Source organism: Actinomadura harenae, assembly GCF_003696215.1.
In the GTDB taxonomy this organism is placed as follows: Bacteria; Actinomycetota; Actinomycetes; order Streptosporangiales; family Streptosporangiaceae; genus Spirillospora; species Spirillospora harenae.
In genome coordinates this window covers 1-18,092 of record NZ_RFFG01000048.1, presented here as the reverse complement: position 1 = coordinate 18,092, position 18,092 = coordinate 1, and the positions used below count along the sequence as shown (strand labels likewise).

Sequence of the window (18,092 nt, the reverse complement as noted above, 5' to 3'; positions counted from 1 at the left end):
CCTCAGCCGGCACGCTGTAGTCGGCACGTTTTTCGTAGGAGTAAGCCTTGTCCACCCCCACCGCGCCCACCCCCTCCGGGCTCGCCGCCGCCTTCGCCGACGCGTTCGGGCACGCCCCCGAGGGCGTCTGGCGGGCGCCCGGCCGCGTCAACCTGATCGGCGAGCACACCGACTACAACGACGGGCTGGTGCTGCCGTTCGCGCTACCGCTCGGCGTCTCGGTCGCCGCGTCCCGGCGGGACGACGACCTGGTCGAGGTGCGGTCGCTCCAGGCGGACGGCACGGTCACCGCCCCGCTCTCCGGCACGCCCGGCGACGTCCGGGGGTGGGCGGCGTACCCGGTCGGCATGGCCCGGGTGCTGCGCGAGCACGGCGTGGGCGGGGCCACCCTGCTGATCGACTCGGACCTGCCGCAGGGCGCGGGCCTGTCGTCGTCCGCGGCGCTGGAGTGCGCGACGGCGATCGCGCTCTGCGACCTGCACGGCGTGGAGATCGCGCCCGCCGCGCTGGCCCGGCTGGCCCAGCGCGCCGAGAACGAGCACGTCGGCGTGCCCAGCGGGATCATGGACCAGTCGGCCTCGATGCTGTCGACCGCGGGCAGCGCGCTGCTGCTCGACTGCCGGACGGGCCTGACCTCGAACGTCCCGTTCGCTCCGGGCGACGCCGGGCTCACCCTCCTGGTGATCGACACCCGGGCCTCGCACGAGCTGACCGGCGGCGAGTACGCGCAGCGCCGCGCCGAGTGCGAGAAGGCCGCCGGGATCCTCGGCGTGGACGCGCTCCGCGACGTCACGGACCTGCCCGCCGCGCTCGGACGGCTCTCCGACCCGGTGCTGCGGCGGCGCGTCCAGCACGTGGTGACCGAGAACCACCGCGTGGAGGCGACCGTGGGCCTGCTGCGCGCGGGCGCGGTCGCCGAGATCGGCGGGCTGCTCCTCGCGTCCCACATGTCCCTGCGCGACCAGTACGAGGTCTCCTGGGACGAGGCGAACGTCACGGTCGACGCGGCCGTCCGCGCGGGCGCGCGAGGCGGGCGCATGGTCGGCGGCGGCTTCGGCGGATCGGTCATCGTGCTCACCCACACCGACCGCGCCGACCGCGTCCGGGACGGCATCAACGCGGCCTACGAGTCCCGCTCCTGGACTCCCCCGGTCTTCCTCGCCGACACCGCCCCCTCCGCGGGAGCGCACCGGCTCGCCTAGCGGATCGGCCCGTTCAGCGGATCGGCTCGCCTAGCGGATCGTGGCCACGGCCACGTTGTCGGACGGGTCGCTGTCGCTCAGGTCGAGCCCGGCGGACGCGGCGAGCGTCCCGGTGCCGGACCCGTGCCTGAGGTAGGCGACGACCGTCCGGCCGCGTCCGGGACGCAGGCGTCCGAGGAAGCAGCTCAGGAACCGTCCCAGCTTGTTCTTCCGCACGTGGGCGCACCGGGCGCCGGCCACTTTGACCAGGTCGGCGCCGTGGACGCCGAGGTCCAGGTTCACCCGGCCCGCCGCGCGCGGGCCCCGGTTCGCCACGGTCGCCCGAACCGGGACGACTCCTCTACTCCCCTCCCGCGAGGCCCTGTGCCCCGCGCTGGGGGTGGCGAGACGGACGGCGAGGTTCGTGCTCGGCACGATCGGGGTGTCGGCCTCGGCGGTGTCGTCCCGCGCGACCCGGTCGGCGGGGCCGAGCAGGCGGGCCCTCGCGCGGAGCGTCCCGGACGCGCCGGGCCGGACGATCCCCAGGATGTGGACGGACCGCGCGTGCCCCGGCGCGATCCTGGGGAACGCGCAGCGGACCGTCCGGCCGGAGTCGACGCAGCCGCTCTCGCGCAGGCCGACGACGTCGACGGCGTCCGGGAGCCGCAACCCGGCCGCGCGCGTCCCCGCGCCGGGGCCCGCGTCCCACACGGTCAGCGTGTATCCGACCAGGTCACCGGCCCGCACCTGACGCGGCGACGCCGACAGCGTCACCCCGAGATCGGTCTTCCGTCCGGAGGCCTGCACCGCGGGCACCGGCCCCGCCCCGGCCCCGAGCACCCCGACGGTCACCCCCGCGCCGACCACCGTCCGCGCCATCACCCCGAAGAACACCCTCCGCAGCATAGGCGCGACGCTCCGCGACGGCCGCCTGACACGCACATCCGCCCCTGTCGCGCGCGCTGCGCGGGACAGGGGCGGGGCGGGGCGGATGCGCGGTCAGTCCTCCGCTTGGAGGTCGTCGGCGATGTGGGCGCGGAGGGCCCGGACGGTGTCGGCGGCGTCGGTCTCGTCGAGGGCGAGGAAGCCCTCGACGGCGGCGTCGGCCAGTTCCAGGGCCTCGGACAGGCGGCCCAGGCGGGCGAGCAGGCGGGCCTCGTCGTAGTCGACCCGGGCGGTGTGCCAGGTGATCGCGGCGGGGGCCTCCGCGGGCAGCCCGGCCAGGGCCGCGCGGGCCTCGGCCATCTTCTCCAGGGCCTCGTCGACCTGCTGGGCCCACAGGTGGCACAGCGCGGCGCGGCGGCGGCACTCGATCGCCCGGAACGGCTCCCCGGCCCGCGTGAACGCGGCGGCGGCCGCCAGGAAGCGCTCGGCGGCCTGCGCGTCGCTGTCGCGGTCGGTGAGGACGTTCGCGGACTCCTCCAGGAAGTGGCCGACCGCGGCGGGCTCGGTCTCGGCGTCCGCGATCTCGGCGAAGGTGTCGGCGGCCTCGGCCTCGCCGAGGTCCCGCTGGGCGCTCGCGAGGATCACCCGGGCGCGCGGCCACTCCTCGGCGTCCGGGGTCAGGCCCGCGAGGGCCTCCTCGATCGTCTCGGCGGCCTCCAGTGGACGGCTCGCGCCCAGGTAGGCGGCGGCGAGGTCGACGCGCGCCCGGTCGGCGTCGCCGCCCTGGCCGTGGCCGGTGAACGCGGCGACGGCCTCCACCAGGTCGGGCACCGCGAGGTCGGCGCGCTCGTCGGCGAGCAGGAAGCGGCCCCGCTCCCAGTGCGCGAACGGACGCAGGAGGGGCGCCTCGGCGGCGGCGGGCGCGTGGGCGACGGCCTCGTCGAGCGCCGCGTGGACCTCCAGCTCGTTGGCCGCAGGGCCGTGCCCGACGACCTGCGCGTACATCATGGCCGCCTGGGCGAGCCGGTCGCCGCGCCCGGCCTCGCGGAAGGCGTCGCGGGCGGCGCGCAGCACGGCCTCGGTCTCCTCGGGGTGGCCGAGCATGGCGTGGGCCTGGCCGCGCATGAAGTCGGCCTCGCCGAGGTTGAAGTCGGATTCGGCGTCCGGGCCCCGGACGGTCTCGAGGACGGCGAGGGCGGTCCTCGGGTCGTCGCCCATCAGGTGGAACTGGGCGAGCCGCAGGCGGGCCCCCAGGACGCGCTCGGGGGGCGCGTCCAGCCCGGGGAGGCGCTCGGCGGCCTCGGTGAGCATGACGAGCGCCTCGTCACGGCGTCCGAGCCTGGCGAGGATCGCGCCGAGGCGGCTGGTGACCGACAGGGCGCGGGCCGGTTCGCCCGCCTCCTCGAACCAGGCGCGGGACCTCTCCCAGACGTCGTGGGCCTCCTGGAGGGCGCCGGATTCGATGGGGCCGACGCCGTGGCCGTCCAGGCGGCGGGCGGCGCGCAGCCACTCGGCGGGCGTGGCGCCGTCGGCGGGCGGGGTGCCCGGCTCGGTGCCGGTGATCGCGTCGAAGCGCGCGTAGGCGGCGAGCGCGGCCTCGGTGTCCTGCTCGTTCCAGCGGCGTTCGGCGAGGTCGAGCAGCTCGTCCGGGTCGTCCAGGACGGCGGGGTCGGGCCGCTCGGGCGGCAGCGGGACGACCGCCGGCGGACGCGGCGGAGCGGCGGCGGCGCGGGCGTGCTCGGTCAGCGGCAGGCGCTCGACCAGCGGCTCGGCGTCGATCACCGCGCGGATCTCGCCGCTCTGGTGGGACGTCCCGTTGCGGGCGTCGAAGCGCGCGGCGAGGTCGACCGCGCGGCGTTCCAGCTCGGCGCGCAGGACGGGCAGGGCGACGTCGGCGGCGGGACGGTCGCCCGCCTCCGGACGGTGCACGGTCAGGTCGTCCGCGCCGATCTCCGCGAGGCGGCGCAGCAGCAGCGCGCCCGCGGCGGCGAACCGCATCTCCGCGTACGGGCTGGGCGCGCGGTCGAGCCAGCCGAGGTGCCGTTGGAGGATCTCCAGGCCGCGCGGCTCGTTCCCGGTCACCGCGCAGAACCACACGTGGTCGGCGACGTGGGTCATGTCGCCGAGGTTCGGCCGGAACAGCCGGTAGGCGCGGCGGTGCGCGTCGCGCGCCTCGGCCAGCCGACCGGTGTGCAGGTAGACGGGCAGCAGCGTGGTGAGCATGTCCTGCGGCTGCTCGGTGCAGTTCAGCTCGGCGGACAGGACGGGCGCGGCGACGGCGAGCGCGTCCTCGTACCGGCCGCGGTCGGCCAGGTGGTCGGCCAGCGCGGACGGGTCGCAGCCCTCGCAGTCCGACAGCGCGTCGCGCTCGGCCGCGCGCCACTTGGCGAACAGGTCGTCGGCCGCCTCGACGTCGCCGATGTGCTGGGCCACGACGTGCCGGTAGTGGTGGACGGCCTGGAGGCTGTGGCCGCCGAGGCGGTACCGCCGCTCCATGTCGTCGAGGACTGCGCGGGTGCGGTCGAGCGGGATCTCCGGGAACAGCGTGAGCGAGTTGACGATCCACTTCATCTGCCACAGCAGCCGGTGCTCGGCGTCGTGCCGTCCGGGATCGCGGTCGTACTCGGCCAGGCAGCGGCTGAACGTGGTGAACGCCTTGGCGGGCTCGCCGCCGTACTGGTAGGCGGTGGTCAGCCCCATCCGGACGCGGAAGGCGAGCTCGGCGTCGGCGGCGGCCTCGGCGCGGCGCAGCGCGTCCTCCACCAGGAGGGTGCGGGCCTCGCCGTAGGGCAGTTCCTCGGCCCGGGTCATCAGCTCGTAGACGTCGGCGGTCACTGGTCGGCCTCCGGGACGGGGGTGTGCACGGCCCAGTCGAGCAGGCCGAGGAACGAGCGGTTCAGCACGGCGCTGTCGGCCGGGCGCAGCGGATGGTGGCCGAGCAGCAGCGCCTGCCCGTACAGGGCCTGCACCGCGACCTCGACCAGGGCCGGGTCGGCCAGCGAGGCGATCCGCCGGGTCAGCGGGTTGCGGTGGTTCAGCACGAGCTGCGGGCGGTCGGCCGCGGACATGCCGCCGAGCGCGCCGAGCACGTCCGACCACAGGTCGTCGGCCAGCTCGCGGGCCTCCTCCAGCTCGGCGCGGTGCTGCGCGGCGCGGCTGGTCAGGTACAGCGCGGGCAGCGACGCCGGGTCGAAGTCGCGGACGACGACCTCGCAGCCGAGCCGCTCCACGGCGCGCTGCGCGGCGGCCAGGAACGGCCGCAGCCGCAGCTCGGTGTCGGGGTCGACGACGCCGAAGTGGGTGGTCAGCTCGGCCGGTTCGAGGCGGCGGAGCCGGGCGTCCGGGTCGATCGCGGGCAGCCGCCCGATGATCTCGCTGTCGTGGACGTAGCCGCCGTTGACCAGGCCGACGCCCTGCGCGCCCGCCACGGCCGCGAGGCGGCGGAACTCGTCGACGCCGGTGACGAACCGGGCGTCGGAGTGCCTCCGCCGGAACTCGTTCAGCGTCATGGGCCCGGCGGAGGTCTCGAACTCCAGCCAGCGGTCGACGATGCGGAGCATGTCGTCGTCGTGCAGGGCCATGGCCTTCACGCCGAGCTGGTGCAGCCGCAGGAACGCGCGCATGCGGGACGGGTCGGTCTCGGCGAGCCCGACCAGCCACTGCCGGACGCGTTCGCCGAGGGCCTGCCGGGTGGAGTCGAGCAGCTCGTCCTCGAACAGGGCCTCGCGGCTGGCGGTCGGGCGCAGTTCGCCCGCGTCCACGACACAGCGCACGAAGAACGACCATTCGGGCAGCAGGCCCTCGACGTTCTCGGCGAGCAGCATGCGGCGCAGGTACACGCGGTGCGCGCCGCGCGCGGTCGGCGGGACGGCCTGCGGCAGCACGAACGCGACGCCGCTGAGGCCCGCCTCCGGGACGTCGAGGTCGATCACGTCGAACGGGTCGAAGCCGAACACCTCGCGGCAGTAGGCGTCGAGCGCGCGGCGGCGGCGCGCCGGGTCCGGGTGGGAGGCGCGCCAGGGCGGGCCCTCGCCGGTGATCTCCGTGCCGTCGACGGTCAGGTCGATGGGCAGCAGGCCGCCGTAGGTCCGCGCGAGGTCGGCGACCGTCGCGGGCGCCATCAGGTCGGACGCGCCGGGACGCGGGCGTAGCGTGACCGTCGTGCCTGGTTCGTCGCGTTCGGCGGGCTCGACCCGGTAGTGGCCGGACGCGTTGCCGATCCACCGGACGGCCGCGTGCCCGCCCCGCTCACCGTCACCGTCACCGCCTCCGTCGGCGGCGCCGCCCGGACGCGCCGACCGGGTCACGACCTCGATCTCGTCCGCGACGAGGAACGCCGACAGCAGCCCGATGCCGAACTGGCCGAGGAAGTCCGACCGGGCGAAGCCGAGTTCGTCCCGCTTGGACGAGCGGCCGATCGTGGCCAGCAGCCGGTGCACCTCGTCCTCGGTCAGGCCGATGCCGTCGTCATGGACGCGCAGCGCCCCGCCGCCGGTCTCGATCCGCACCCGCCCGCCGCCCGTCCGGCCACCCGCGCCGCCGAAGGCGGAGGGGTCGTCCAGCGACGCCCGCGCGGTGCCCGCGTCGACCGCGTTCTGCAACAATTCCCGCAGGTAGACGCGGGGACTCGAGTACAGGTGCCTGCTCAGCAGGTCGACCACTCCCCGCAGATCGACCTGGAACGCCTGTTCCACCCGAAATGCCTCCCAATTCGCCCGTTTTGGCACGTCCACGCACCCTAGCGCCAAGCATGCCGCGTCCGACCGACAATTTCGGGGGCCGTTTTTCGCGGAAACGAGAAAACCCCGGACCCGAAGGTCCGGGGTCGTTCCGTCGCGTTGTCGGATCACGGGCGGATCAGGCGATCCGCTGCGATCGGCGCGATCGAGGCGTTCGGGCTCAGATGAGGCCGAGCTTGCCGACGGCGTCGCGCTCCTCGGCGAGCTCGTTCACCGAGGCGTCGATGCGGCCGCGCGAGAACTCGTCGATCTCGAGGCCCTTGACGATCTCCCACTCGCCGTCCCTGGTGGTGACCGGGAAGGACGAGATGAGGCCCTCGGGGACGCCGTAGGAGCCGTCCGACACGACGGCCATGGACGTCCAGTCGCCCTCGGCGGTGCCGTTGACCCAGGTGTTGACGTGGTCGAGCGCGGCGGACGCGGCGGACGCGGCCGAGGACGCGCCGCGCGCCTCGATGATCGCCGCGCCGCGCTTGGCGACGGTCGGGATGAAGGTGTTCTCCAGCCAGTCCTGGTCGCCGACGACCTCGGCCGCGGTCCTGCCGCCGATCTCGGCGTGGAACAGGTCCGGGTACTGGGTGGCGGAGTGGTTGCCCCAGATGGTCATCTTCTTGATGTCGGAGACCGTGACGCCGGCCTTCTTCGACAGCTGCGCGAGCGCGCGGTTGTGGTCGAGGCGGGTCATCGCGGTGAAGCGCTCGGCCGGGACGTCCGGGGCGTTCCGCTGCGCGATGAGCGCGTTGGTGTTCGCCGGGTTGCCGACGACGAGGACCTTGATGTCGTCCGCCGCGCCCGCGTTGATGGCCTTGCCCTGCGGGCCGAAGATGCCGCCGTTGGCCTCGAGCAGGTCGCCGCGCTCCATGCCCTTGGTGCGGGGGCGGGCGCCGACGAGCAGGGCGACGTTGGCACCCTCGAACGCCTTGGTGGCGTCGTCGAAGATGTCGATGCCGGACAGCAGCGGGAACGCGCAGTCGTCGAGCTCCATGGCGGTGCCCTCGGCGGCCTTCACGGCCTGCGGGATCTCCAGCAGCCGCAGCTTGACCGGTACGTCCGCGCCGAGCAGGTGCCCGGACGCGATGCGGAACAGCAGCGCGTAGCCGATCTGGCCCGCGGCTCCGGTGACGGTGACGGAAACTGGCGTGCGCGTCATAGCCTTCTTCATCTCCTGCTGGACGGGGCTCAGGCGGCCTTCCCGAGGATCTCTCGCCATCGAGATATCCACCGGCCAGGCTATACCTCGCCCCGGCCCGCGCCGTCCGTCAGGGCCGCGCCTGCGATGACTGACGGCTCACACCTGCGGAAAGGCCCGGAAAGGGCGAGGGCCGCCCCCACCGGGTGTCCCGGCGGGGGCGGCCCTCTCACGGCCGGAGGAGATCGTTCCTACACCGAACCATCTCGCTTCCGTGCCGCGCGTGCGCGGTGACTCTCAGGCGAACCTCTCAGGCGGACCTCAGGCGAGGGTCTCCAGGGCGCGGTTGAACGTGGCGGACGGGCGCATCACGGCCGCGGCCTTGGCCGGGTCCGGACGGAAGTAGCCGCCGAGCTCGACCGGGGCGCCCTGGACGGCGAGCAACTCGTCCACGATGGTCTGCTCCTGCTCGCCCAGGGTCGCGGCGAGCGGCGCGAACGCGGTCGCGAGCTCGGCGTCCTCGGTCTGGCCGGCGAGCTCACGGGCCCAGTACATGGCCAGGTAGAAGTGGCTGCCGCGGTTGTCGATGCCGCCGAGGCGGCGCGTCGGCGACTTGTTCTCGTTGAGGAACTCGGCGGTGGCGCGGTCGAGCGTGTCGGCGAGGATCCGCGCCCGCGCGTTGCCGGCCGTCCGGGCCAGGTGCTCGAAGCTCGCGGCCAGCGCGAAGAACTCGCCCAGGCTGTCCCAGCGCAGGTAGTTCTCCTTGACCAGCTGCTGGACGTGCTTGGGGGCCGAGCCGCCCGCGCCCGTCTCGAACAGGCCGCCGCCCGCCATCAGCGGGACGATCGACAGCATCTTGGCGCTGGTGCCCAGCTCCAGGATCGGGAACAGGTCGGTCAGGTAGTCGCGCAGGACGTTGCCCGTGACCGAGATGGTGTTCTCGCCGCGGCGGATGCGCTCCAGGGAGAACACGGTGGCCTCGACCGGCGCCATGATCTCGATGGTGAGCCCGTCGGTGTCGTGCTCGGCGAGGTACTTGCCGACCTTCTCGATCAGGACGGCGTCGTGCGCGCGGTCGGCGTCGAGCCAGAACACGGCCGGGTCGCCGGACAGGCGGGCGCGGGTGACGGCCAGCTTGACCCAGTCGCGGACCGGCAGGTCCTTGGTCTGGCACATGCGGAAGACGTCGCCGGCGCCGACGGCCTGCTCCAGGACGACCGAGCCCTGCTCGTCCACGACGCGGACGGTGCCGTCCGCCGGGATCTCGAAGGTCTTGTCGTGGCTGCCGTACTCCTCGGCCTTCTGCGCCATCAGGCCGACGTTCGGGACCGAGCCCATGGTGGACGGGTCGAACGCGCCGTGCGCCCGGCAGTCGTCCAGGACGGCCTGGTAGACGCCCGAGTAGCTGGAGTCGGGGAGGACGGCGAGGGTGTCGTGCTCCTGGCCGTCCGGGCCCCACATGTGGCCGGAGGTGCGGATCATCGCGGGCATGGAGGCGTCCACGATGACGTCGCTCGGGACGTGCAGGTTGGTGATGCCGCGGTCGGAGTCGACCATGGCGAGCTCGGGGCCCTCGGCCATCTCGGCCTCGAAGGACGCCTTGATCGCCGCGCCCTCGGGCAGCGCGTCCAGGCCGGACAGGATGGCGCCGAGGCCGTCGTTCGGGGACAGCCCGGCGGCGGCCAGGGCCGCGCCGTGGGTCTCGAACGTGCGGGGGAAGAACGCCTTGACGACGTGGCCGAAGATGATCGGGTCGGAGACCTTCATCATCGTGGCCTTCAGGTGGACCGAGAACAGGACGCCCTCGGCCTTCGCGCGCGCGATCTGCGCGTCCAGGAACGTGCGCAGCGCGGATACTCGCATCACCGAAGCGTCGACGACCTCGCCCGCCAGCACCGGCACCGACTCGCGCAGGACGGTCGTGGAGCCGTCCGCCGCGGCCAGCTCGATCCGCAGCCTCCCGTCGGCCGGGACGACCGCGGACGTCTCGGTGGTGCGGAAGTCGTCGGCGTCCATGGTCGCCACGTTGGTCTTGGAGTCGGCCGTCCAGGCGCCCATGCGGTGCGGGTGCGTCCGGGCGTACTGCTTGACGGCGGCGGGGGCGCGGCGGTCGGAGTTGCCCTGGCGGAGCACCGGGTTCACGGCGCTGCCCTTGACCTTGTCGTAACGGGCGCGGACGTCGCGCTCCTCGTCGGTCTTCGGGTCGTCGGGGTAGTCCGGAAGCGCGAAGCCCTGCTCGCGCAGCTCGGCGACGGCCGCCTTCAGCTGCGGGATGGACGCCGAGATGTTCGGCAGCTTGATGATGTTGGCCCCGGGGGTCTCGGCGAGGTCGCCGAGCTCGGCGAGCGCGTCACCGACGCGCTGGCCCTCCTCGAGGTACTCCGGGAACACCGCGATGATCCGGCCCGCGAGGGAGATGTCGCGGGTCTCGACCCCCACCCCGGCGGTCGAGGCGTACGCCTCGATGATGGGCAGGAACGAATAGGTCGCCAGGAGCGGAGCCTCGTCGGTATGCGTGTAGATGATCGTCGAGTCTGTCACCCGGACACTCCCTCATTACATGGCGGCATCATTGCTCGATATCAAGATATCCGGTGTTGAAGCCCCCTCCGGACGGGCTCTGGTGTAGACCAGCGAGCACACTCCAAGCCCTCTGCCTGCACATGCTCTGACCTGGGAAAACGCCGCGAAACTCAACGGTGACCCCACGCACTGGGGCGGTCACCCGGGGTCATCGCGGAACCCCGTCGCAAAGCCGCCGCGAACCCCACCGAGGCCCCGTACGGGCTCACGCGGCGAGATCGGGCGAAGGCCTCAGCGCGGGACGACCAGGGCGGTGACGGCGATGGCCACCGCGAACCCGGCCATGATCGTGACGTCCACCCAGCGCTTGCGGGTCTCCAGCATGCCGACCTGGCTCGGCGGCAGCACCAGCCGGGCGAGCGCGCCCAGCAGGACGGCGGCGGCGAGCAGCCCGGAGCCCTTGCGGAAGTAGTGGAGGGCGCACAGCACGAGACCGCCCCCGACCCCGGACAGGACGATCAGGTACGGGAGCTGGCCGAGCCAGTTCGGGCCCACATCGCCGCCGCGCGGCGTGCGCCGTCGCCGGTGCAGTTGCGTGCTCATGCCGAATGGCCCCTCGTCCTACGGTCCGGTGGTCCGGCTCACGGGACGGCGCGCCGCCGTGCGGCACGCCGGAGTGAACCGTTCTCCGCCTCCACGGTAGCGCCGAACCGTCATGGACACGACGGGCGGCGGTCCGGGCCGAGGTCACGGCGCTATCGAACACGTGTCGAGGAGGCGTCCCGACCTCCGGATAACGCCCGTCGGACTCGATTTCCGACGAAAACCGGAGAACACGGAAACCCCTGCGTCATCGGCCCTACTGACCGGTAGGTGGGTGTGACGATCATCGGCACGGGTAACCCGGCAGACAGGGGTCGCTAACTAGCTGGGAGGACTGCCGTGGAGGGGCCGTTCATGCGGATCGAGGACAGCGGACTGGTCATGCCGCTGCGCCCCGACGTAACGACGGTCGGCCGAGGGCGAGGAGTCGACATCCGCCTCGACGACCCGAGTGTGTCCCGTTTGCACGCAGAGATCATTCGACGCGGCCCGTACGTGTACGTCGTCGACATGGGGCTGTCCCGCAACGGGACCCGTGTCAACGGCCGCCCGATCGCGCGCCGTGTCCTGGAGGACGGTGACGTCGTGAGCTTCGGCACGGCGCGCTGCCGTATGGGGGGCATCCCCCGCGAGGAGGTCGATCCCGACGTCGAGCTGCGGCGCGCCGTGGCACCGGAACTCACCCGCCGCGAGGTCGACGTGCTGACCTCGCTGTGCCGTCCCGCCCTGTCGGACGAGGCGTTCGTCGCACCGGCCACGGCCCGCGAGATCGCCGCCGACCTGGTGGTGACGGAGGCCGCCGTCAAGCAGCACCTGCTGCGCCTCTACCAGAAGTTCCGCATCCCGGAGGGCGCCAACCGGCGCACCCGGCTGGCCAACGAGGTGATCGCGATGGGACTGGTCCGGCCGCTGCCGCCGGTGCACGTCCCGCAGCAGGGCAGGCCACCCGCGGACGCCAGGGCCACCGGCGAGATCCGCCGGCCCGTCCCGCCCCAGGGCGCGACCCACGGCCACCCCCTGAACGGCGGCCCCGGCCGCCACAGCGCGGCGGCACGCAGGGCGAGCTGACCTAGGGCCTGTTCCAGGCGGCACGATCACGCGGTCGCTCCCGAACCCGGCAGCGCAAGGAGCGACCGTGCTTTCCCCCGCCGGGGCCGCCACCCGGCCCCGGCGGGATCACACGTAGACCAGAACCCTCGGAAACCCAGAACCTTCAGAAACCCAGGGCCCTCGGAAGACCAGGAGCCCTCGGAAACCCAGGGCCCTCGGAGGCTCAGGGCCGCAGGAGATCAGGGCCCTCGGCGGATCGGGGTCCTCAGGAGCGGGCGGTCGACTCGGCGAGCTCCACCACGTTGGCGAGGAGCATGGCGCGGGTCATGGGGCCGACGCCGCCGGGGTTCGGGGCCACCCACCCGGCCACCTCGCGGACGCTCTCGGCGACGTCGCCGGCCAGCTTGCCGTCCACGCGGGAGACACCGACGTCCAGGACGGCCGCGCCGGGCTTGACCATGTCGCCGGTGATCAGGCCGGGGACACCGGCCGCCGCGACGATGATGTCGGCCTTGCGGGTGTGCTCGGCCAGGTCGCGGGTGCCGGTGTGGCAGAGGGTGACCGTCGCGTTCTCGGTGCGGCGGGTCAGCAGCAGGCCGAGCGACCGGCCGACGGTGATGCCGCGTCCGACGACCACGACCTCGGCGCCCGCGATCGGCACCTCGAAGCGGCGCAGCAGCTCGACGATGCCCTTGGGCGTGCAGGGCAGCGAGCCGGGCTGCATGAGGGTGAGGCGGCCGAGGCTGATCGGCGCGAGCCCGTCGGCGTCCTTGGCCGGGTCGATCATCTCCAGCACGCGGAACTCGTCCAGGCCCTTGGGGAGCGGCAGCTGGACGATGTAGCCGGTGCAGGCCGGGTCCTCGTTGAGCTCGCGGACGGCCTGCTCCACCTCGTCCTGCGTGGCGGTCGCGGGCAGGTCGCGGCGGATCGACTCGATGCCGACCTCGGCGCAGTCGCGGTGCTTCATGTTCACGTAGGCGTGGCTGCCCGGGTCGTCGCCGACCAGGATCGTGCCGAGCCCGACGTTCACGCCGCACTCCTTGAGGGCGGCGACGCGCACCGTCAGGTCGGCGCGGATCTCCGCCGCCGTGGCCTTGCCGTCCAGGATGTTCGCGGTCATCGGTACCTCCGGATCTCGCCGGGGCCGCGCACGCGCGCGCCTCGGTCTGCAGACTCCGTCCACCCAGGCGCGCGGTGGCCGGACCGTCGTCGCTCCCCGGTGGTCGAATCCACCTTGCCTGCGCCAGTCGCGTCCCGCACATGCTACCCGTCGGTTCGGAGGCCGGGCCCTCGCCGTTCGGCCGGGACGGGCCGGGACCGGCTGGGACCGGCTGGAGTGGTCTCCGGGAATCGGGCCGAAGTGGCCGTTCCGGCTGTCCGAAATCGTTTCTAAGGTCGGTGGCATGAACGACGCGTGGTACGACCGACCCGTCCTGACCGGCCGTCATGTGCGGCTGGAGCCGCTCTCGCCGGAGCACGCCGAGGGGATGTTCGAGGCGGGCAAGGACCCCGAGGTGTGGCGGTGGCTCAGCACCCCGCCGCCCGCGGACCCGGCCGAGATGAAGAGGATCGTCGCGGACTCGCTGGCCGCCTGCGAGCGCCGCGAGCGGCTGCCCTGGGTGCAGATCGACGCGGCCACCGGGGAGATCGCGGGGACGACGTCCTACTACGAGATCGATCCGGCGAACCGGAACCTGTACATCGGCTACACCTGGATCGGCCCGCGCTGGCAGCGGACGGGGCTGAACACCGAGTCCAAGCTGCTGCTCCTGGAACGCGCGTTCGACGGGCTCGGGGCGCTGCGGGTCGGCTGGCACACCGACCGGAGGAACGAGCGGTCACGCGCGGCGATCGGACGCCTCGGGGCGTCCTTCGAGGGCTTCCACCGCAAGAACAAGATCCGCCCGGACGGCACCTTCCGCGACACCGCGGTCTTCTCGATGATCGACACCGAGTGGCCGGAGGCCGGAGCGGCCCTGCGCGCCAAGCTCCGCTGATCCGCCGCCGCCCGCAGGCGGTGCGTCGTGGGCGGTGGGCAGGCGGTGGGCAGGCGGTGGGCGGGGTCAGTCCTGGTCGGCGCGGCCGCGGCGGGCGATGAGCCGGTCGGTGCCGAGCCAGCCGAGACGGGCGGCGAGGACGGCCACCGCGGCGGCGGCGAGCAGCCCGACGACCTGCCGGGACTCCGAGATCAGCACCGGGGCCTGGAGGACGGAGCCCAGCACGAGGCCGATGAGGTTTTCCATGCGCGGTTCTCCCAAGCGACGGCCGCGCGATGGGCAGGGTGACGCAAAGTGACGCGGCCTCGACCGAGGCTAAACGACCGGAAGAGTAAAACCCGCCAAGATCGCGAAGACCCCGGTGGCCGCAGGGCCACCGGGGTCTCTCCGCCCACCGGGCGGACCCGGTCAGGGGAACCGGATCAGTGGAAGAAGTGCCGGACGCCCGTGAAGTACATGGTGATCCCGGCCTTCTCGGCCGTCTCGATCGCCTGCTCGTCCCGGATCGAGCCGCCCGGCTGGACGACCGCCGTGACACCGGCCTCGATGAGGATCTCCAGGCCGTCCGGGAACGGGAAGAACGCGTCGGACGCGGCGACCGCGCCCCGCGACCGCTCCTCGCCCGCGCGCGCGATGGCCAGGCGGGCCGAGTCGACCCGGTTGACCTGCCCCATCCCGACGCCGACGGTCGCGCCGTCCTTGGCAAGCAGGATCGCGTTGGACTTGACCGGACGGCACGCCTTCCACGCGAACGCCAGGTCGCGCAGGGTCGCCTCGTCGGCGGGCGTGCCCGTCTTCAGCTCCCAGTTCGCCGGGTCGTCGCCGTCCGCGTCCACCCGGTCGACGGTCTGGATCAGCAGGCCGCCGTCGATCCGGCGCGACTCGGTCGGGTTCGCAGGGCCGTCCGGGCAGACCAGCAGCCGGACGTTCTTGAACCGCTCGGTGAGGATCGTCACGGCCTCGTCGTCGAAGGACGGCGCGACCACGACCTCGGCGAAGCTGCCCGTGATCTGCTGGGCCATCGCCGCGCTGACCGGCCGGTTCGCCGCGATCACGCCGCCGTACGCCGACGCCGGGTCGCACTCCAGGGCCTTGCGGTGCGCGCCCGCGATGTCCGGGCCGACCGCGATGCCGCACGGGTTGGCGTGCTTGATGATCGCGACGCACGGCTCGGTGAAGTCGTAGGCGGCGCGGTGCGCGGCGTCGGTGTCGACGTAGTTGTTGTACGACATCTCCTTGCCGTACAGCTGCTCCGCGTTCGCCAGGCCGCCCTCGCCGCCCGGGTCGGTGTACAGCGCGGCCCGCTGGTGCGGGTTCTCGCCGTACCGCAGCGGGTTCTTGCGCTCCCAGGTCGCGCCCGCGAAGTCGGGCCAGCCGGTCTCGGCGGCCTCGGCGTCCGGCGCGTAGGACGAGGCGAACCAGGACGCCACGGCCACGTCGTAGGACGCGGTGTGGGAGAACGCCCGCGCGGCCAGGCGGCGGCGCTCCTCGAGCGTGAACCCGCCCGCCTTCACGGCCTCCAGGACCTCGCCGTAGGCGTCCGGCGAGACGACGACGGCGACGCTGGCGTGGTTCTTGGCGGCGGCGCGGACCATGGTCGGGCCGCCGATGTCGATCTGCTCGACGCACTCGTCCGGCTTCGCCCCGGACGCCACGGTGTCGGAGAACGGGTAGAGGTTCACCACCGCGAGGTCGAACGGCTCGACGTGCAGGTCGTCGAGCTGCTGGAGGTGGTCGTCCTTGCGCCGGTCGGCGAGCAGGCCCGCGTGCACCTTCGGGTGCAGCGTCTTGACCCGCCCGTCCAGGCACTCGGGGAATCCGGTGAGCTTCTCCACCTTCATCACCGGGACGCCCGCGGCGGCGATCCGCCCGGCCGTGGAGCCGGTCGAGACGATCTCCACCCCCGCCTCGTGCAGCCCCTTGGCGAGCTGCTCCAGCCCCGTCTTGTCGTACACGCTGATCAGCGCGCGCCTGATAGCCACCCGACTCACCGGCCGAGCTCCCCTCAATCGTCAGCGGACGTTTCTCACGTACTGCTTTTCATCGAGCACTGCGCTTCATCGGGCACTGCTCTTCACGGAGATCCGCCTGCCCTCGGTGGTCCAGCCGTCCCGGGCGAGCCGACCGACGACGTCCACCAGGAGGCGGCGCTCCACCTGCTTGATGCGCTCATGCAGGGAGTCCTCGTCGTCACGCCGGAGCACCTGGACGGCCTCCTGGGCGATGACGGGTCCGGTGTCCACGCCTTCGTCGACGAAGTGCACGGTACAGCCCGTCACCTTCACGCCGTAGGCCAGGGCGTCCCGGACGGCGTGGGCGCCGGGGAAGGAGGGCAGCAGGGCGGGGTGGGTGTTGACCGTCCGGCCGCCGAACCGGGCCAGGAACGCCGGGCCGAGGATCTTCATGAACCCGGCGGAGACCACCAGATCGGGCTCGTGCGCGGCGACGGCGTCGGCCAGCGCGGCGTCCCAGCCTCCGCGGTCGGCGAAGTCGGGGATCCGGAGGGTGAAGGAGGGGAGACCCGCCTCGTGCGCGCGCGTGAGACCGGCGATGCCGTCACGGTCGGCGCCCACAGCAACGACGGACGCCCCGTAGGCTGGATCTGCGCACGCGTCGAGGAGCGCCTGTAGGTTGGTCCCCGCGCCGGAGACGAGGACGACGAGCCGGGCGGACACCATGACTCCTCAGCGGTGACGTCGGGGCGGATCGGGCGACCAAAGCCTATCGGCCCTGCTCGGCGCGCATCACCCGGCGCCGCGATGAGGCCACCGGCCCGCCCGCGGCCTCTCCGGCCCGTGGTGCCGTGCGCCCGAACCGACCGACCAGCACGCCAGCGGGGGGACGAGAAGTGAACGACCAGCCGGGGACGTCCGGCCAGCCGACCGGGCAGCCCACCGGCCAGGACCCGTGGGGCCGGCCCGGGCCGCAGGGCCCCCAGCAGGGCCCGCAGCAGGGCGGCGCGCTCCCGCCGGGCCCGGCCGAGCAGACCGCCCGGCGCGCGCTGTGGCTGGGTGTCGGCTCCCTGGTGATCACCCTGTTCTTCTGGCCGCTCGGCCTGGCGCTCGGGATCGCCGCGATCGTCGTCGGCACCAAGGCGCGCCGCCTGGCGTCCGGCCGCACGGGGACCCTGCCCGGCCTCGCGGGCGGCATGGTCACCGGGGCGATCTCGGTGGTGCTGGGCGTGCTGATGCTCGGCTTCGCCGTCTACCTGTGGCCCGAGGTCAGCGGCTTGGAGGACTGCAAGGCCACGGCCAACACGCAGACCGACCGGCAGGCGTGCGAGGACAAGTGGCTCCCCGAGATCGCGCACAAGCTGCACGTCCGCGTCTCGGACCTCGACCCGCTGAAGGGCATGCTGTGACCCGCTGAGCGCGCGGAGACGCGCTGAGCCGCGGAGCAGCGCGGATGGGCCGGAATCGCTGGTGCGGTTCCGGCCCGTTCTGTTCCAACAGGGGTTCAAGCGTCGTCGCGGGGGTCGTCCCTGAGGACGTAGATCGCGCCGCCGCGGGTCTCGGTGCGCTCGGGCTCCTCGGGACGCCGGCGTGGGACGTCCGTCTCGCCCGGCTCGGGATCCGGCCCGGACGTGACCTCCGGCTCAGGTGTGATCTCCGGCTCGGACGCGTGTTCGACGACCCGTGGGGCCGGGACGGGCGCCTTGGGCGCGGGCGGCTCGGGGGGCGGTGTGCGCCCGTCGATCAGGCCGGGGAGATCGTCCTCGAAACGGGCCCTCGACCTGGGCGGACGGCGCGGGGCGAGGACGGGCTCGGCCTCCTCGAACTCCAGCGCGGCGGGCGCGTGGGGCTCCGGCTCGGGCGACGGCGGCGGGGCTGGAGCGGGGGTGGGCGTGGACGGCTCGTCCTCAAGGCGTGGGCCCGGCGCGGACGGCGTCGACGACGCCGACGGCGCGGGGAGCGCGGCGGTGGCGGCCACCGGCGCCTCGCGGCGGCGGCGCTCCCGGCGGTTCTCCTTCAGGACGGGCCCGGCC

The 18,092-nt window shown here is 73.5% G+C and carries 14 protein-coding genes, 1 pseudogene and 1 riboswitch; of the genes and pseudogenes, 4 read left to right on the top strand and 11 right to left on the bottom strand.

Annotation, left to right across the window (positions count from 1 at the left end; all coding sequences use genetic code 11):
- Positions 1-47 precede the first annotated feature (47 nt).
- Complete coding sequence (galK, locus tag EBO15_RS24830; protein ID WP_122196853.1) at positions 48-1,202, top strand: galactokinase; 1,155 nt, start codon at positions 48-50, stop codon at positions 1,200-1,202.
- Positions 1,203-1,232: 30 nt separating this feature from the next.
- Here galK and EBO15_RS24825 read toward each other — a convergent pair whose 3' ends face one another.
- The 6 genes from EBO15_RS24825 to EBO15_RS24800 all read right to left on the bottom strand — a co-directional run bounded on the left by EBO15_RS24825 (position 1,233) and on the right by EBO15_RS24800 (position 11,060).
- Entirely contained in the window at positions 1,233-2,087 is an 855-nt protein-coding gene (locus tag EBO15_RS24825) for a DUF11 domain-containing protein (protein ID WP_122196852.1), read from the bottom strand.
- Between the two features lie 93 nt (positions 2,088-2,180).
- Complete coding sequence (locus EBO15_RS46885; RefSeq protein ID WP_122196851.1) at positions 2,181-4,901, bottom strand: hypothetical protein; 2,721 nt, start codon at positions 4,899-4,901, stop codon at positions 2,181-2,183.
- Complete coding sequence (locus EBO15_RS24815) at positions 4,898-6,760, bottom strand: HSP90 family protein (RefSeq protein WP_122196850.1); 1,863 nt, start codon at positions 6,758-6,760, stop codon at positions 4,898-4,900. Before EBO15_RS24815 ends, EBO15_RS46885 begins: the two co-directional genes overlap by 4 nt.
- A gap of 205 nt (positions 6,761-6,965) precedes the next feature.
- Positions 6,966-7,955, bottom strand: coding sequence for a malate dehydrogenase (locus tag EBO15_RS24810; RefSeq protein ID WP_122196849.1), 990 nt, complete (start codon positions 7,953-7,955; stop codon positions 6,966-6,968).
- A 300-nt stretch (positions 7,956-8,255) separates the two neighbouring features.
- Positions 8,256-10,475 (bottom strand): NADP-dependent isocitrate dehydrogenase, encoded by a 2,220-nt coding sequence (locus EBO15_RS24805; protein WP_122196848.1) that lies wholly within the window; start codon positions 10,473-10,475, stop codon positions 8,256-8,258.
- Between the two features lie 273 nt (positions 10,476-10,748).
- Entirely contained in the window at positions 10,749-11,060 is a 312-nt protein-coding gene (locus tag EBO15_RS24800) for a DUF3017 domain-containing protein (RefSeq protein WP_122196847.1), read from the bottom strand.
- Positions 11,061-11,399: 339 nt separating this feature from the next.
- On the opposite strand from EBO15_RS24800, the gene EBO15_RS24795 reads away from it, so the two are divergent.
- Positions 11,400-12,128: an FHA domain-containing protein gene (locus EBO15_RS24795; RefSeq protein WP_122196846.1), complete on the top strand. Its 729-nt coding sequence runs from the start codon at positions 11,400-11,402 to the stop codon at positions 12,126-12,128.
- Positions 12,129-12,375: 247 nt separating this feature from the next.
- Here the strand turns inward: EBO15_RS24795 and EBO15_RS24790 are convergent, their stop codons facing one another.
- The gene (locus EBO15_RS24790) at positions 12,376-13,230 is read right to left on the bottom strand and encodes a bifunctional methylenetetrahydrofolate dehydrogenase/methenyltetrahydrofolate cyclohydrolase (protein ID WP_122196845.1); all 855 of its coding nucleotides are present in this window, start codon (positions 13,228-13,230) and stop codon (positions 12,376-12,378) included.
- 54 nt (positions 13,231-13,284) lie between these two features.
- Positions 13,285-13,371, bottom strand: a riboswitch (ZMP/ZTP riboswitch).
- A gap of 142 nt (positions 13,372-13,513) precedes the next feature.
- Here EBO15_RS24790 and EBO15_RS24785 point away from each other — a divergent pair.
- Positions 13,514-14,107, top strand: a complete 594-nt coding sequence (locus EBO15_RS24785) for a GNAT family N-acetyltransferase (RefSeq protein WP_122196844.1) — start codon at positions 13,514-13,516, stop codon at positions 14,105-14,107.
- Between the two features lie 66 nt (positions 14,108-14,173).
- Here the strand turns inward: EBO15_RS24785 and EBO15_RS24780 are convergent, their stop codons facing one another.
- The 3 genes from EBO15_RS24780 to purN form a co-directional block, all read right to left on the bottom strand.
- A complete protein-coding gene (locus tag EBO15_RS24780; RefSeq protein WP_122196843.1) occupies positions 14,174-14,353 on the bottom strand; it encodes a hypothetical protein in 180 nt (59 codons plus the stop codon).
- A 176-nt stretch (positions 14,354-14,529) separates the two neighbouring features.
- On the bottom strand, positions 14,530-16,098 hold the full coding sequence (gene purH, locus EBO15_RS24775) for a bifunctional phosphoribosylaminoimidazolecarboxamide formyltransferase/IMP cyclohydrolase (protein ID WP_122196842.1): 1,569 nt from the start codon (positions 16,096-16,098) through the stop codon (positions 14,530-14,532).
- A 66-nt stretch (positions 16,099-16,164) separates the two neighbouring features.
- Positions 16,165-16,785, bottom strand: a complete 621-nt coding sequence (gene purN / locus EBO15_RS24770) for a phosphoribosylglycinamide formyltransferase (protein WP_122196841.1) — start codon at positions 16,783-16,785, stop codon at positions 16,165-16,167.
- Between the two features lie 170 nt (positions 16,786-16,955).
- Here purN and EBO15_RS24765 point away from each other — a divergent pair, with 170 nt between their 5' ends.
- Positions 16,956-17,468 (top strand): DUF4190 domain-containing protein, encoded by a 513-nt coding sequence (locus tag EBO15_RS24765; RefSeq protein WP_122196840.1) that lies wholly within the window; start codon positions 16,956-16,958, stop codon positions 17,466-17,468.
- Positions 17,469-17,563: 95 nt separating this feature from the next.
- Here the strand turns inward: EBO15_RS24765 and EBO15_RS44415 are convergent.
- Positions 17,564-18,092, bottom strand: a pseudogene (locus tag EBO15_RS44415) (hypothetical protein); the annotation flags it as partial.

Bases quoted from the DNA above. Each gene is read 5' to 3' on its own strand.
- EBO15_RS24800 (WP_122196847.1), bottom strand. From the start codon at position 11,060: ATGAGCACGCAACTGCACCGGCGACGGCGCACGCCGCGCGGCGGCGAT.
- EBO15_RS24785 (WP_122196844.1), top strand. From the start codon at position 13,514: ATGAACGACGCGTGGTACGACCGACCCGTCCTGACCGGCCGTCATGTG.
- purN (WP_122196841.1), bottom strand. From the start codon at position 16,785: ATGGTGTCCGCCCGGCTCGTCGTCCTCGTCTCCGGCGCGGGGACCAAC.
- EBO15_RS24790 (WP_122196845.1), bottom strand. From the start codon at position 13,230: ATGACCGCGAACATCCTGGACGGCAAGGCCACGGCGGCGGAGATCCGC.
- EBO15_RS24825 (WP_122196852.1), bottom strand. From the start codon at position 2,087: ATGCTGCGGAGGGTGTTCTTCGGGGTGATGGCGCGGACGGTGGTCGGC.
- EBO15_RS24810 (WP_122196849.1), bottom strand. From the start codon at position 7,955: ATGACGCGCACGCCAGTTTCCGTCACCGTCACCGGAGCCGCGGGCCAG.
- EBO15_RS24780 (WP_122196843.1), bottom strand. From the start codon at position 14,353: ATGGAAAACCTCATCGGCCTCGTGCTGGGCTCCGTCCTCCAGGCCCCG.